Source organism: Schaalia dentiphila ATCC 17982, assembly GCF_000154225.1.
In the GTDB taxonomy this organism is placed as follows: domain Bacteria; phylum Actinomycetota; class Actinomycetes; order Actinomycetales; family Actinomycetaceae; genus Pauljensenia; species Pauljensenia dentiphila.
This window is the reverse complement of record NZ_DS264586.1, coordinates 1,048,912-1,062,924: the sequence shown is the minus strand read 5'-3', so window position 1 is coordinate 1,062,924 and position 14,013 is coordinate 1,048,912. Positions and strand designations below refer to the sequence as shown.

Annotated in this window: 14 protein-coding genes and 1 tRNA gene; 7 read left to right on the top strand and 8 right to left on the bottom strand. The window is 64.4% G+C overall.

Annotated features, from left to right (window positions below):
- The first annotated feature begins 204 nt into the window (after nucleotides 1-204).
- The 3 genes from ACTODO_RS04525 to ACTODO_RS04515 all read left to right on the top strand — a co-directional run bounded on the left by ACTODO_RS04525 (nucleotide 205) and on the right by ACTODO_RS04515 (nucleotide 2,497).
- Entirely contained in the window at nucleotides 205-957 is a 753-nt protein-coding gene (locus ACTODO_RS04525; protein ID WP_208853686.1) for a hypothetical protein, read from the top strand.
- Nucleotides 958-961: 4 nt separating this feature from the next.
- On the top strand, nucleotides 962-1,786 hold the full coding sequence (locus tag ACTODO_RS04520) for a hypothetical protein (protein WP_003791913.1): 825 nt from the start codon (nucleotides 962-964) through the stop codon (nucleotides 1,784-1,786).
- A gap of 111 nt (nucleotides 1,787-1,897) precedes the next feature.
- A complete protein-coding gene (locus tag ACTODO_RS04515; RefSeq protein WP_131332769.1) occupies nucleotides 1,898-2,497 on the top strand; it encodes a hypothetical protein in 600 nt (199 codons plus the stop codon).
- Between the two features lie 261 nt (nucleotides 2,498-2,758).
- On the opposite strand, the gene ispD is transcribed toward ACTODO_RS04515, so the two are convergent.
- From ispD to ACTODO_RS04500, 3 genes are all read right to left on the bottom strand, one after another.
- A complete protein-coding gene (gene ispD / locus ACTODO_RS04510) occupies nucleotides 2,759-3,475 on the bottom strand; it encodes a 2-C-methyl-D-erythritol 4-phosphate cytidylyltransferase (protein WP_003791908.1) in 717 nt (238 codons plus the stop codon).
- On the bottom strand, nucleotides 3,459-3,977 hold the full coding sequence (locus ACTODO_RS04505) for a CarD family transcriptional regulator (RefSeq protein WP_003791906.1): 519 nt from the start codon (nucleotides 3,975-3,977) through the stop codon (nucleotides 3,459-3,461). Before ACTODO_RS04505 ends, ispD begins: the two co-directional genes overlap by 17 nt.
- Nucleotides 3,978-4,251: 274 nt before the next feature.
- Entirely contained in the window at nucleotides 4,252-4,989 is a 738-nt protein-coding gene (locus ACTODO_RS04500; protein ID WP_034512068.1) for a phosphoglyceromutase, read from the bottom strand.
- A 272-nt stretch (nucleotides 4,990-5,261) separates the two neighbouring features.
- Here ACTODO_RS04500 and ACTODO_RS04495 point away from each other — a divergent pair, with 272 nt between their 5' ends.
- On the top strand, nucleotides 5,262-6,473 hold the full coding sequence (locus ACTODO_RS04495; RefSeq protein ID WP_003791903.1) for an OmpA family protein: 1,212 nt from the start codon (nucleotides 5,262-5,264) through the stop codon (nucleotides 6,471-6,473).
- A gap of 50 nt (nucleotides 6,474-6,523) precedes the next feature.
- Nucleotides 6,524-6,988, top strand: a complete 465-nt coding sequence (locus tag ACTODO_RS04490) for a DUF3060 domain-containing protein (protein ID WP_244262515.1) — start codon at nucleotides 6,524-6,526, stop codon at nucleotides 6,986-6,988.
- 105 nt (nucleotides 6,989-7,093) lie between these two features.
- On the opposite strand, the gene ACTODO_RS04485 is transcribed toward ACTODO_RS04490, so the two are convergent.
- Nucleotides 7,094-7,423, bottom strand: coding sequence for a histone-like nucleoid-structuring protein Lsr2 (locus ACTODO_RS04485; RefSeq protein ID WP_003791899.1), 330 nt, complete (start codon nucleotides 7,421-7,423; stop codon nucleotides 7,094-7,096).
- Between the two features lie 227 nt (nucleotides 7,424-7,650).
- Here ACTODO_RS04485 and ACTODO_RS04480 point away from each other — a divergent pair, with 227 nt between their 5' ends.
- Together ACTODO_RS04480 and ACTODO_RS04475 are read left to right on the top strand one after the other, a co-directional pair.
- Complete coding sequence (locus tag ACTODO_RS04480; RefSeq protein ID WP_003791897.1) at nucleotides 7,651-8,112, top strand: MarR family winged helix-turn-helix transcriptional regulator; 462 nt, start codon at nucleotides 7,651-7,653, stop codon at nucleotides 8,110-8,112.
- Nucleotides 8,103-9,350 carry a chloride channel protein gene (locus tag ACTODO_RS04475; RefSeq protein WP_003791896.1) on the top strand — a complete coding sequence of 416 codons (1,248 nt, stop codon included), beginning with the start codon at nucleotides 8,103-8,105 and terminating at the stop codon, nucleotides 9,348-9,350. Before ACTODO_RS04480 ends, ACTODO_RS04475 begins: the two co-directional genes overlap by 10 nt.
- A gap of 71 nt (nucleotides 9,351-9,421) precedes the next feature.
- Here ACTODO_RS04475 and ACTODO_RS04470 read toward each other — a convergent pair whose 3' ends face one another.
- The 4 genes from ACTODO_RS04470 to ACTODO_RS04455 form a co-directional block, all read right to left on the bottom strand.
- Nucleotides 9,422-10,624 (bottom strand): PLP-dependent transferase, encoded by a 1,203-nt coding sequence (locus tag ACTODO_RS04470; protein WP_003791894.1) that lies wholly within the window; start codon nucleotides 10,622-10,624, stop codon nucleotides 9,422-9,424.
- Nucleotides 10,625-10,697: 73 nt separating this feature from the next.
- Entirely contained in the window at nucleotides 10,698-11,741 is a 1,044-nt protein-coding gene (gene hemH, locus ACTODO_RS04465) for a ferrochelatase (RefSeq protein WP_003791892.1), read from the bottom strand.
- A gap of 188 nt (nucleotides 11,742-11,929) precedes the next feature.
- Nucleotides 11,930-12,400, bottom strand: a complete 471-nt coding sequence (locus ACTODO_RS04460) for a Dps family protein (RefSeq protein WP_034512064.1) — start codon at nucleotides 12,398-12,400, stop codon at nucleotides 11,930-11,932.
- A 1,521-nt stretch (nucleotides 12,401-13,921) separates the two neighbouring features.
- Nucleotides 13,922-13,994: transfer RNA gene (locus tag ACTODO_RS04455), tRNA-Thr, on the bottom strand.
- Nucleotides 13,995-14,013 lie beyond the last annotated feature (19 nt).

Below are 14,013 nucleotides of genomic sequence, written 5' to 3'. Positions count from 1 at the left end.
TACATGGCAGAGATGTCCGTTAACACACCCCGATGTAGCGCCTCCTTAAACAGGCGTCGCAGCAGGTATCGTCGCTGCAGCTGGAGGTGACACTCTTTACGAGGAGATTCCACTTGAATATCGTGAAAGAGCTGATGCATTTGTCTCTCATCTTCCCTACTACATGTTTGGAGGATCATGGTAGACCACCACAATTTACGTAGCGTGTCCGATGCGGACGAACGCCTATCCAAGGCACGTGCAAATTTCTTCATTACCGCCGTTTGCGCTATTTGTGCAATTTTCTTTTTCTGTATACGCAGCTTTTTCCCAATCGCCTACACGTTCCTTTTTGTCGCAGTGCCGATTCTCCTCGCCCTCTCATCCCTCACACTCGGCATCGCCGAGATCCTTCAACAGCGCCGGGGAGTCCTCATACGCGTCGAGTCAGAAGGAATCGCCCTCTACCCCTTTATTTTTCCCTTCTACGTTTCGTCGATCAACTCCGTTTTCTTCTTGAGCTGCGGCCCCATCACACTTCTCTTGTTCCTTATTCAGCCTAATTCTGTTATGAGCCTAATCCTGGGATTTTCCTATTCGTTCCTCGGATACACAATGTTCAAGATGACGGAGTATCGCCCCTCACGCATCCACCGGTCACCGCTGATCACGCTCGGCCCCGAGCAACTGGCTATTCACCCCCTCCTGCACGACAACCCGACACGCATCCGTTGGGATCGCAACCCCCAGATTGAGGGATTCGAGCTTTTCATCGTCGCCAATGAGCCACACCAGTTAATGCACGTATCCACCCGAGACTCCGAGGATGCGCTCGTTTTCGATATGAAGGGGATGCCCATCTGCTACTGGCAACTCGCGCGACTCATCAACCATTTTGTCGCCCATCCTGAGGATCGAGCAACGCTCGGAACACCGCAGGGACCGCAGCTCGTCACCGACATCCTGACGGCAGGCTAGGCGCATGCTCCCCCTGACCCTCATCCGCCGACCTCTCACCCCAGCACAAGCCGACGCCATCATGCGCCGAGCGTGGATCGTCCCCGCATGCTTCTATGCTGTCGGAGTCACGGCAGCACTCGTCCTCGCTGCCCTCATCGCGCTCGGCTTCCCCGCCCTCGGCCTGCGTTACGGGCTCGCTATCGTCTTTATCCTCCTCATCGCCTTCATTCCGGCCGCCGTTGCCTATGCGCGCGCACCCAGCCGCCCGCCGAGGGTCACTGACACCACGACGCGCCAGGGGGAAAGCACGATCACAGAGCTGCTGATCATCGGGGACACCACCTTCTCTCAGAGGCGCCTCGCCGGCTTTACATGGGGAGTGAGCGGCGTTTTGATTTCCCTCATTCCTCTCGCATTCTCCTCGAGCACCAAGAATGGTTTCCTTATGTCACTCTTGGCCTGCATCCTTATCGTTTCCTTTCTCGTGAAGCACACGTATCTGTATTTTCCACAACCGCGCGACGTCAAAGCACAGAAGCTCCTTCTCGTCCCCTCGGGTTTCGCCTTCGCCGAGAAAGACATTCTTCCTCGGCTCAAAACGGCAGCCTGGAGTGATGTGACCGGCGTGGGGGAGACTATCAAGGGCATGACCGCCGTCCACTGGACCTCGGATGGCGAGGACGGTGTCACGTGGCTGTGCCTCAAGGATCCAGGGCTCTCCTACGTCGCCTTCGAGCGACTTATTGACTATTTCGCCTCCAACCCCCGGCGGCGGCGCGTTCTCGGCACCGAGACCGGCGTCGACATGGTGCGAGCGCTCCTGCGAGGACAAGACCCGGACGCCTGAGACGCGGCCACCCCCGAGCTCTCGTTGGATCCCCACGACGAGGCCGGGGAACCACCAGCGCGACCTGACCACATGTCATATGCTGGTATGTCACCCTGGAAGGAGAAGACGATGGCACGCAGCACGCTGGTGAGCCCCTCGGAAGCCGACAAGCAGTATGCAAAGGCGAATAACTTAGTTCGCCCGGCCATCTTCTTCCCGGTGACCGCGGTTATCTTCCTCTTACTGTCGGGCTATATTCCAGGCGGCATCGCGCTATTTTTCTCTGTCTACTGCTTGCTCTTAGGCATCGCATCTGCGTTCCTCGCAGTCACTCACATGCTCCGCCGATACGACAGATGGATCGTGCACGTGGAGGGTATGGGAATATCGATACGTCCCACCCTTGCCCTCGTTCGCGTGAAACAGATCGCCTTCGGCATCGGCATAGCCTGCGCTCCGATAGCGATCATCATCGAAGTGCTGGTGACCCACTCGGCCGTCGGCGCTGTCCTCAGCTTGATCACGGGCCTCATGTTCTCGACGATGTTCTATTTCATGTTCATGTCCTCACCCCACAGGCTCTGGCTCATCCATCAGGGCCCGATCATCGAATTCACTCCTGAAGATGTCGCGTTCCGTTCTCTCATCGACAAGTCCGCGACACGTATTCCGTGGGATCGCCATCCGACCATTAAGGGCTTCAGTCCAATTCCCGACATCGGCGATTAGCTTCCGCTCATGTACGTGTCCGCCGACGGAGCCAACCGCGACATGGAGTTCGACATGACAGGAATCCCCATACCGCTTTCGCGGGTAGACAGCCTGGTCACCTACTTCAACAATCGGCCGGAAAAGCTTACAATGCTGGCTTCCTCAGAGGGAGCCAGGATGGCATGCGCGATCTTGACGGCCCGCTGACGCATATCACCGCCCGGGCTGCGGTGGGGCGCGAGCTACGAGCGCACCCGACAACGCCAACCGGGCAGGCCTTTAGGCACTCGTCTCCTCGGCGACCAGGATCTGCGCAAGCGCCAGGTCGAGGGGGCGCGTGACCTTCATCGAGCGTTCGTCGCCCGCGACGGTCTGGACGGAACCGCCGATGGCCTCTACGAGGCCGGCGTCGTCCGTGGCCGCCCGGGCCTCGTCCGCGCCCAGGGAGGCTCCCTCCTCGTGCGCGCGAATGAGGACGTCCCAGCGGAAGCCCTGCGGGGTCTGCACGGCCACCATGTCGGAGCGGCGGGGCGTGCCGACGACCACGCCGGAGGCATCCACGGTCTTGAGGGTGTCGGTGACGGGCAGGACGGGGATGACCGCGCCCGCGCCGCCGGCAACCGCGTCGATGACGCGCTCGGTGACCTGCGGGGGCGTCAGGGGCCGCGCCGCGTCGTGCACGAGGACGACCGTGTCCGCCTCGCACCGGCCAAGCGCGGCCAGGCCGAGGGCCACGGACTCCTGACGCGAGCGATCGGAGCCGGCGACGACGGTCAGATCATCAATATCGGACAGGGCGCTACGAAATTCCTCGATGGACGAGGCCGGGGCCGTCACGACGATCGCCCCCACTCCCCCGGCGCGTAGGCCGCGGGCCGCCCACCAGACAAGGGGGCGACCCGAGAGTTCAACGAGGGCTTTCGGCCCCTCGCAGCAGAGGCGAGAGCCGGAGCCGGCGGCCGTCAGGACCGCGCAGGACTCACTCTTCGACGGCATCTTCTTCGACTTCGATGCGACCCTCAGCCAGGACGGCGTCGAGGCGCTCGGCGGCGGCGGACTTTTCAATGTTGCGCGCCAGGGCCAGCTCGGAGGTGAGGATTCCGCGGGCCTTCGTCAGCATGCGCTTCTCGCCCGTGGACAGCTTCTTCAGGTCGTCGCGGCGGGTCAGGTCACGCACGACCTCGGCGACCTTCACGATGTCGCCGGTGGCGATCTTCTCCTGGTTCGCCTTGAAGCGGCGCGACCAGTTGGTGGGCTCCTCGATGTAGGGGGCACGCAGGACGGAGAGGACCTCTTCGAGGCCGTCCTCGTCGACGATGTCGCGGACGCCAACCATGTCGACGTTTTCGGCGGGGACCTGAATCTCAAGATCACCCTGATTCACACGCAGCTTCAGGTACGTCCGCTCCTCACCACGAATGGTGCGCGTCATGACCTCTTCGATCGTGGCTGCGCCGTGGTGCGGGTAGACGACCGTCTGACCGATTTCAAACGACATGGATGGACTCCTGAGTGCTTGCGTGGATAGCACAACTATTCTACCAGCTGGCGAGCAAAACCGACCCATACAGTGTGAAAGCTCAACGTTACACGCATACAAGGATCGACACAAACCAACCTCAAGCACGACCGCAGTTCATCCCAGCATGCGACCCTGCTCACGTTCAAACGTGCGCCATAAGGACGGGTATCACAACCCAAAAAGCCCGGTTTTCCGGGCATGACGGAGCCCCGGCCTCGTCCATTCAGACGATGCCGGGGCTCCGCTCAGCTCACTTGCCCTGGTTGGCGACCGCGGCGATCTTCGCCTCAGCCTCGGGATCCAGGTAGGTGCCGCCCTTCTTGATGGGCTTGAGGGTTTCCTCGTCGAGCTCGTACACCAGCGGAATGCCGGTGGGGATGTTGACGCCGGCGATGTCCTCGTCGGAGATCTCATCCAGGTGCTTGACGATGGCGCGCAGGGAGTTGCCGTGCGCGGCGATCATGACGGTCTTGCCGGTCTTGATCGCGGGAACGATGGTCTCATCCCAGTAGGGCAGCAGACGCGCGATGACGTCCTTGAGGCACTCGCTCATGGGGACGGGCTCGCCGGCGTAGCGTGGGTCGGTGTCCTGCGAGAACTCCGAGCCGGCCTCGATGGCAGGCGGGGCCACGTCGAAGGAACGGCGCCACAGCATGAACTGCTCCTCGCCATACTCGTCGCGGATTTCCTTCTTGTTCTTGCCCTGGAGCGCACCGTAGTGACGCTCGTTGAGGCGCCAGTTGCGCTCAACGGGGATCCAGTGGCGATCGGCAGCGTCGAGGGCGAGGTTCGCGGTCATGATGGCGCGACGCAGCATCGACGTGAACAGGAGGTCGGGCTTCACGCCCGCTTCCTTGAGGAGCTCGCCACCGTGGGTAGCCTCCGCGCGGCCCTTGTCCGACAGCGGAACATCCACCCAACCGGTGAAGAGGTTCTTTGCATTCCATTCGCTCTCGCCGTGGCGGAGCAGCACCAGTTTGTAGCTCATGTCTCCATTGTCCCACAGGTTCCAGCCCTCCTCATATATCCCGTGGGGTTGATCACGCCACAGCTTGGACACCGGACCGCGAGGGGGACGAGGTCCCGCCTCCAACGACGCAGAACGAGGCCCCCTTATCTTGTGCGGACAAAGACCCCGGCCATACCCTGATCACCCCCTGAGTGCCCCTCGGAATGCCCCTGAGTTCCTTGAGATTCCGCGATTTTACATGATTACCAGAACAATGTGCACCCCTCGTATTTTCCCGTACGGTTAGGTTCATGATCATCACACGACGCACCCTGACAGCCTCCGCTCTCGTCGCTGCGACCACGCTCGCCCTGGGCGCCTGCGGCTCCTCGAAGCCTCAGACTCCCGCGGCTGCGCCCACCGCCGAGGCCACCACGGCTGCACCCACCCAGTCCGCAACACCCGCCTCGGTTCCGACGGTCCCGGGTTACCGCCCCGGCGAGATCCCCCCGATCCCGCTCTTCTCGGTTCCCGCGATCGACGTGTTCGCCTCGAACGCAGACAAGGCCGTCGTCCAGGCAGCCTCCTCATCCCTTGCCTCCGTTCCGGGCGTGACGGTCTCCCCCGCCAAGTGCGACGGTACGTCCCTGGTGTCCGGCTCGACGGTCCTGGGCGGCGACGGCTCCGCCGTCTCCTCCAGCGATAAGGGCACAGTCGTCAACGACGGCACCGGCTCCGGCGTCATCACCGAGGGCCCCATCTCCATCATCTACGGCGGCGACGGCTCGGGCACCTACTCCAACGCCGACACCATGGTGACCATCACCGTCGAGGCCGACGGTTCGGGCACCTACTCCACGACGACGACCAGCATCATCCTGGACGGCAATGGCGGCGGCAACTACTCCAACGCGACCTCCATGGAGTCGATCATCAACAACGGTGACGGCTCCGGCCAATTCTCCAAGGGCACCGTCACGATCATCAACAACGGCGACGGCACGGGCAGCTACTCGGACGAGAAGCTGACGATTCAGAACAACGGCAACGGCACGGCCACCGTCAACGGCGTGACCATCAACGATGCTCCGAAGGTCGAGAAGGTCGGCAAGCTCGGCAAGTTCCCGGCCGTCGAGTCCCTCAAGCCCGTCGAGTCCTGCGGCACGGTCATCACCCTGGAGGACGGCGTCCTCTTTGACTTCGGCAAGTCCGACATCCGCCCCGAAGCCGCCCAGACCCTGAAGAGCCTGGCGGGCGTGCTCAACAACGCGAAGGTTCCCACCGCCCACATCTACGGCCACACCGATTCCATCTCGGACGAGGCCTTCAACCTCCAGCTCTCGCAGGAGCGCGCGGATGCCGTGTCCGCCGAGCTGAAGAAGGACGGCGTGAGCGCGATCCTGGATGCGACCGGCTACGGCGAGTCGAAGCCCGTCGCACCCAACGAGAACGCCGATGGTTCGGACAACCCGGCCGGCCGTGCGCTCAACCGCCGCGTCGAGATCTTCATCCCCGCCTTCTAGTACTCTGATTGACGTTTGACCAACTGATCAACATACGAAAGGGAGACACCATGTCCCTGAAGTCCTTCCTTCCCGCCGCTGCCGCCCTGGCCGTCGCCACCGTGGCCCTGACCGGCTGCACCCAGACCGCCAACGTCTCCGGCGGCGACTCCTCCGCCCCCGCGGCTTCGTCCACCCCCGAGGCCTCGAGCAACCCGCGCACGGACACCAAGACCGATTCGTCCACCGACTCCGGTAAGTCCGACGCATCCGGCGCCTTCACGGTCAACGAGTCCAACACGCACGTCGAGATCCCCGCAGGCACGAAGACCGTCGTCGTCAACGGCTCGAACAACCACATTGAGGGCGAGGCCGTCTCCGAGATCACGATCAACGGCTCCCAGAATTCCGTCGAGGTGAAGTCCGCCGACAAGGTCTCCTTCACCGGCTCCAATAACGCTGTCCAGTACGACGACGGAAAGGCTCCTCAGGTTGGCAGCGACTCGGGCGCGAATAACGTCGTCTCCAAGGACTGACATCCGACGCACCTGAGGGGTGGCACGCACAACGCGTGCCACCCCTCACCTGTGTACAAAGAATTGCGGGCGCACCTTTCGGTGCGCCCGCAATTGCGTCGTGAATCAGGCGCGAGCCTTGCGGTAAGCCTCGACGATCGGAGCGGGAATGCGACCGCGGTCGGACAGCTCGAGTCCCTCTTCCTTTGCCCAGGCGCGAATCTTCGCGTTCTCCAGGCGCTGCGTGGGGTTGCCGGCGTTGCCACGGCGGCGGGTCGAACCCACCTTGCGACCAGCCTTAATGTAGGGCTGAATGGCCTCGGCAAATTCCTCGAAATGCTCGCGGCTCAGATCAATTTCGTACGACGCGCCATTAAACGCGAAGCGGACAGTCTGATCGGCGGGGGTGCCATCGAAGTCGTCGACAATTTCGACAATCTTCTTCGTCTTTTTCATGTATTCATTCCTCTCGAAGTATTTGGATTCATTCTCTGACGAGTTCAGATGCGTATTGCACTGCAATTAGAGTAGCGCAATTCAAACAATTCAGATCATTCAATCATTCATTCTGAGAACGTGACGTGCGCTGCACCGATTTATACCTAGGTCTAATTGAAAGTTATACTCGTAGGCAGCCCGAGGCCGATTCGGCCTCACCCGGAAGCATTGAACGAGGAGATCCAGTGAGCCGAGCACACCACCCCCGAGCGGCGGCCTGGGAGCTCTACTTCACGACAACGGCTCGCCTCACCGAGCGCATCGAAGCCGCCCTCAAGTGCAAGGCCGGTCTGTCGATGCCCGAATACTCTGTACTGCTCATGACCGACCGCGCCGGCGAGGAAGGCGTACGCCCCTCCCTCCTGGCCCACCAGGTCGTCTTCTCACGCTCGCGCCTCACCCACACGATGAAGCGCCTCGAATCCCGAGGCCTCATCGAGCGCCGCCCCTGCGAAGGCGACGGCCGCGGAGGCCTCGTCTCCCTGACGCCGGCCGGCAAGACCCTCTTCGACGAGGCCGCCCTGGTCCAGCGCGATGTCATCCGCCGCCTGTTCCTCGACGACATCACGCCGGAGGAGATCGACATGCTCACCGGCCTGTTCACGCGGGTGAGCGAACGCCTCGACTCCGATACGCCATGTCCATGAGCACGCGCCGCCTCGCGGTCGCAACACTCCTCACCGGGATCATCGCCGGCCTCGTCGGCCTGGCGTGCATCCATCTGCTCCACTGGATCCAGGCGATCGCCTGGGACATGCACGGCGGCACTCTCCTGGAAGCCGTGAGTGCGGTTTCTCCCGCCCGTCGCGTCGGGATCTTGACGCTCGCCGGTGTCGTCGGCGCCCTGTCCTGGTTCCTGCTGTTCCGCCGCAACACGGCCGTCACTTCGGTGTCCGGCGCCGTGGGTGGGACCCCCATGCCTCCCCTGCGCGCCACCTGGCACGCCCTGACCCAGGTTCTCATCGTCGGCCTCGGCGCCTCCGTGGGGCGCGAGGTCGCCCCACGCGAGATGGCCGCCGCGTTCAGCGCGGCCGCCGCCGACTGCCTCGGCCTCACCCCCGAGGACCGGCGCATCATCGTCGCGTGCGGCGCGGGCGCAGGCCTAGCCGCCGTGTACTCGATCCCCCTGTCGGGCACGATCTACACCCTCGAGATCCTCCTCGTCTCCCTGTCCGCGCGTGCCGTCGCCCCCGCGCTCATCACCTCGGGGATCGCGGTCCTCGTCTCCACAGGATTCACGAGGCCGGCCTTCTTCTACACGGTCCCGCCCCTCACGCCATCGCTATCCCTGACGGTCTTCGGCGCGCTCATGGGGCCGGTGCTCGGCGCCGCGGGGCGGGCATTCAAAGAGGCCGTCGCACGCACCGGCGCGATCCGACCGCGCGACTGGCGCATCCTCATCACCCTGCCGCTCGCGTTCGTCATCGTCGGCCTGGTCTCCACCCGCATTCCATCAGTGCTCGGCAACGGGCAGGCCAGCGCACAGACACAGTTCGATGCGACATGGGCGGCGGGCGCGGGACTCGCGTTCGCGCTGTTGATCCTCCTCGCCAAGACGGCCACCACGTTCCTGACGATCGGCGCGGGAGGCTGGGGCGGCGTCCTGACCCCCGCTGTCGCACTCGGCGCGGGACTGGGGGCCGTCATCGGCTTGCCGTGGGCGGCCGCCTGGCCCGGATCCGAGATAGCCGCATTTGCGTTCATCGGGGCGGCCGCATTCCTCGGCACGTCCATGAAGGCGCCCTTCACGGGGCTCATCCTGGTCATCGAGTTTACCGGCCAGGGCGCCACGATCCTCGTGCCTGCGGTCCTCGCCGTCGGCGGCGCGACGGCGGCCGCGACCTGGCTGAGCAACCGCACGTCAGTAGGTCGCAGCGTCCGCTGAGCCGCCGGTCCCACCCCTCACCGCGCGTCACCGCCCGGGGAACCCCGGCCTCGTCCCCGAGGAGAGGAACCTCAGATCTGCGCGAGCGCCTGATCCAGGTCCGCGATCAGATCATTCGCGTCCTCCAGTCCGACCGCAAGGCGCAGGAGCGTGCCGGGCACGCCGCCCACGCCTCCCACGCGCGTCGAGTGCGTCATGATCGCCGGGTGCTCGATGAGGGACTCCGGCGCGCCCAGGGACGCTGCCAGGGCAAAGACGCGCGTGCGCGTCGTCAGCTCGATCGCGGCCTCCTCGGTGGCGACCTGGAAGGAGAGCACGCCTCCCACGCCGGCCGGGTTCTGACGCTGAGCCAGCTCGTAACCCGGGTCCGAGGCCAGCCCCGGATAGTGGACCGCGGTGACCTTCGGGTGGGCGGCCAGGAACTCGGCGACCTTCTGCGCGTTCTCACAGTGACGCTCCACCCGCAGGGCCAGGGTCTTCAGGCCGCGATGGGCCAGGTACGTGTCGCGCGGGGAGGGCACGTGCCCGAGAGCCATCTGCAGCTTGACGGCCTCGGCGGCGGCGTCACGCTCCCCAAAGAAGGGCTCGACGTGCGCGGGCAGCTCCAGGCCGTCGCGCAGAATGAAGGCGCCGCCGACCACGTCAGAGTGGCCGCCCACGTACTTGGTCGTCGAGTGCACGACGACGTCCGCGCCTAGCTCGAGGGGGCGCTGCAGGACCGGCGTCGCGAAGGTGTTATCCACGATCAGCAGGCCCCCCACCTCGTGCGTGAGGGCCGCGATCGCGGCGATATCCGTAACCAGCAGGAACGGGTTCGAGGGCGTCTCCACCCACACGATCTGCGGGCGCGACCCGCGAATCACTCGCTCGGCCTCGGCCAGGTCGGTGAGGTCCACGGCCTCGGAGGTGATGCCCTCAGCGGGCTTGATGACGCTCAGGAGCTTGTGGGTGCCGCCGTACACGTCGGTCGAATGCACGACGTGGTCGCCGGGGCGCGCCAGCAGGCGGATCACCGTGTCCTCGGCGCTCATGCCCGAGGGGAACGCAAAGCCGTGCGTCGCCCCCTCCAGGGCCGCGAGCGCGCCCGCGAACGCGTTGGTCGTCGGGTTGCCGCAGCGCCCGTACTCGTAGCCTTCTCGCAGCTCGCCGGGCCGATCCTGCACGAACGTCGAAGCGACGTGAATCGGAGGCACCACGTCGCCCGTAATCGGGTCCGGGTCAAACCCGGCGTGGATGGCCAGCGTTGCGAAGGTCGTACAGTCAGGCGTGCTCATGCCTCCACGCTACGAGGCCGGGGCCACCGATGCCGAAGGGTTTCGTCCGCCGGTCAATTGTGACAGCGCGCGCCTACACCCAGCCGGCGAGGGCGATGCGCGCCTGCTCCTCCAGGGACGCGACCGCGCCCTCCGAGTCATTGCCCCACGGCACATAGTGGAAGTCCCCTCCCCCGGCCTCGACGAAGGTCTCGCGGTTGAGCTGGTCGATCTCCTCGAGAGTCTCCAGGCAATCCGCCATGAAGCCCGGGCAGATGACGTCCACGCGCGGGCACTTCGCGGCGCCCAGCTCGGCCATCTCCTCGATGGTCTGCGGACCCAGCCACTCGGCTCGCCCGAACACGGACTGGAAGGTGGCCGTCAGGGACCCCATCGCCAGGCCCAGGCGCGACTCGAGGGCGGCGACCGTATGACGGCACTCGGCGCGGTAGGGGTCCCCGGCCTCGTCCATGGCGACCGGGATCGAGTGGAAGGAGACGACGATGCGGTCCCCCGTCAGGAAGTTCGGGCGTCCCACTCGCTCCCAATGGCGTTCGAGGGCGGTCGCCAGCGCCTCTATGTACGCGGGGGCGGCGGGGAAGGAGCGGTGCAGGCGCAGCTCGAAGCCGTCGCGGTTGCGGCCGATCCACTGGGCGACCGCGTCGTTGATCGTCGTCACCGTCGAGGCCGCGTACTGCGGGTAGGCGGGCAGGATCGCCACGCGGCGCACTCCCTCGGCGTGCAGGCGGTCCAGGACCGAGCCGATCGAGGGCTGGCCGTAGCGCATCGCGACCTCGACGCGCACGCCCGGCAGGCGCTCGCCGAGGAGGCGGGCCTGCTCGCGGGTGTAGTGCATGAGGGGCGAGCCCTCGTCCATCCAGATGCTGCGGTACTTGCCCGCGACCTCGCGCGGCCGGACTCGCAGGATGATGCCCTCCAAGATGGGCTTCCACAGGAGCGGGCTCATCTCGATGACGCGGCGGTCGGAGAGGAACTCACGCAGGAAGGCGCGTACCGGGCCGGGCTCGGGGGCGGTCGGCGTCCCCAGGTTGACGAGGACGAGGGCGGGCGGCACCTCACCCTGCTGCGCGTGGTTCGACGCCGAAGTGGTGGCTGCTGTGTCCTGGGAGTTCGTCACGCCACCAGCCTAATGTTCACGTTCCCCCGTGTCGCTGACGCGGTGTCACCTCCCTGGATCACCGATTGAGCGGCTTGCACGCGCCCCTCGTCCACGCACAAGGGTGCCCCGCCTGCAACAGGCGGGGCACCCCACGTTGTTTGATGCGAGCCTAGGCGACTCGCGCCCTCCTCACGGAGGAGTCAGGCTCAGGCCTGGCCGTTCTGCGAACGGATGAACCACGCCTGCTGCTCGAGGCGGCGGATGTAGTCGTTGAGGATGTCGGCGGAGGCGGAGTCCTCGGCGTCGACCTTCTCGTGCACGTCGCGCATGGTGCCGACGGTCGCGTTGATGACGGCGACGGCGAGCTCCTCGGCGTCAGAGGTCTTGATGATCGTCTCGGGGACGGTCGGCAGGGTGTTGCGCTGGGCGACGACCTCGGGCAGGCCATTGGGGACGACCTGGAGGGCGCGCATGCGCTCGGCGACCTCGTCGGAGGCCTCGCGGGCGATATCCACGACCTCGTCGAGGTAGAGGTGCAGCGAGCGGAAGCCCTCGCCGGTGATGTTCCAGTGCAGCTGCTTGCCCACGAGGGACAGAGCGGTCACGTCGGTGAGGACCTTCTGCAGGTTGCCTGCGAGAACGTCGGAAGCCTTGAAGCCGGTGGACTCAACGGTCATGTTGTTTCTCCTCTGCATGTGTATTCGGTACGGGGCTCACCCTTGTGGGGCCATGCCCTTCAGACACATCAATCTTGGCCCTTTGGTCCCAGGATTTCTAGTGCTAACAGCCCTTTAGTCAAATGTTTCACTATCTCGTTGTTGCGAGGGAATAATCCTCGGATTTCAGCGTTTTAAGATCATTGACGTTTTCATTTTTCGACCCAGGTTCGCCTAACCAATCTTACCCGAGGCCACGGTTGCCTCCCACACATGCCTGGGAGCACTCCAGTCGTGAGACCCGCTAAGGTCGCGAGTCCTCATGAGGTTGTAGGGCCTCAAGAGGAACGGCGGAATTGAAGCACCGCTGAAGCCCTGCCCCGGTCGGTACGCTTCCCGCGCGCACGCACATCCAACGAGTGGCGGCCAAGACCCTAGCAACGGCCACACTAACCCTTCAACGCGCACGTGAACCCGCTAATGCGCACGTTGGCCCTCTAACCCGCACGTTAACCCGCTAATGCGAACTTAGGCAGCCCCGCCCACACTCCAAATAACGGGTTAACACTCGCAATAGCGGGTTTACGCGCGAACAGCGCACCACGACAGCGATCGATTCCGCCAAATCGCAGACCCATTCAGCCACAGCAGTCGGTTTTGGGTTCTTTTCACCCAATGGGTCTGCAGTTTGGCCACGACACCCCCGCAAACTGCGAGCTCACCGCCACCAATCGGGGGGAATGACGCCATCCAAAGGTCCGACACACCGGCGACACGCCGTTAGAGGGGTTCGCATGGCGCAAAACCCCCATCGCAGCCGCCTGAAGTGCGCCGCATCGCCTACAGGACCTGGGCACGGCACCGGTTGGCGCGAAAAAACTCGCCCAACACCGCCCCTCCAGCAGCATTTCCGCGAAAAAGTTCGCCCAGCACTCCACAAAACGCCAATTTTGTGCCATTTTTCGTGCGCAGGGTGAACTTTGTCGCGCTCACGCCCACCATCAGACCAAGCAGGGCGAACTTTTTCGCGCACACGGCGCGACAACGCGGAGGCATTGAAACCAACAACACCACTGCTCACCCCCAACAAGGAACCGCTGAAACCGGCATCACCACTGCAGCCGAAAAACGCACCAAAAACACCCGTTTCTCACCTGCAAAGGCGATGGCGGTTTCAAACCCACGCAAACACGCACGAGCAAAGGCGACATGGGTTTCAGACAACCGAGCCGCCTGGTCGACAGGTCCTGGCCGCAGTGCCGCGGGCGGCGACGGGGCCTGGCTGGGTTTCGAGACGACGCGCCGAACCAGATAACAGCGACCCAGCCCCACTGGTGTGGAGGACGCCGGAGGGTCCGGAGGGCCTGGCTGCGGCGCCTGTGGGCGGCGGCGGGGCCTGGCCGGGCTTCGAGATCGACCACTCCGAGCCGCAGGCTCGCGTGTGGCGATCTCGCGGGCGGGCCGCCGCCCACGGGCGCACAAAGCAGCCCGGCCCGTCAACGCATACAAAAACGCCCACCCGGAACCGGGTGGGCGTATCTGAGCCGCCTGTGGGAATCGAACCCACGACCTATTCATTACGAGTGAATCGCTCTGCCGACTGAGCTAAGGCGGCCGCGCCTGCCGTTCCACCG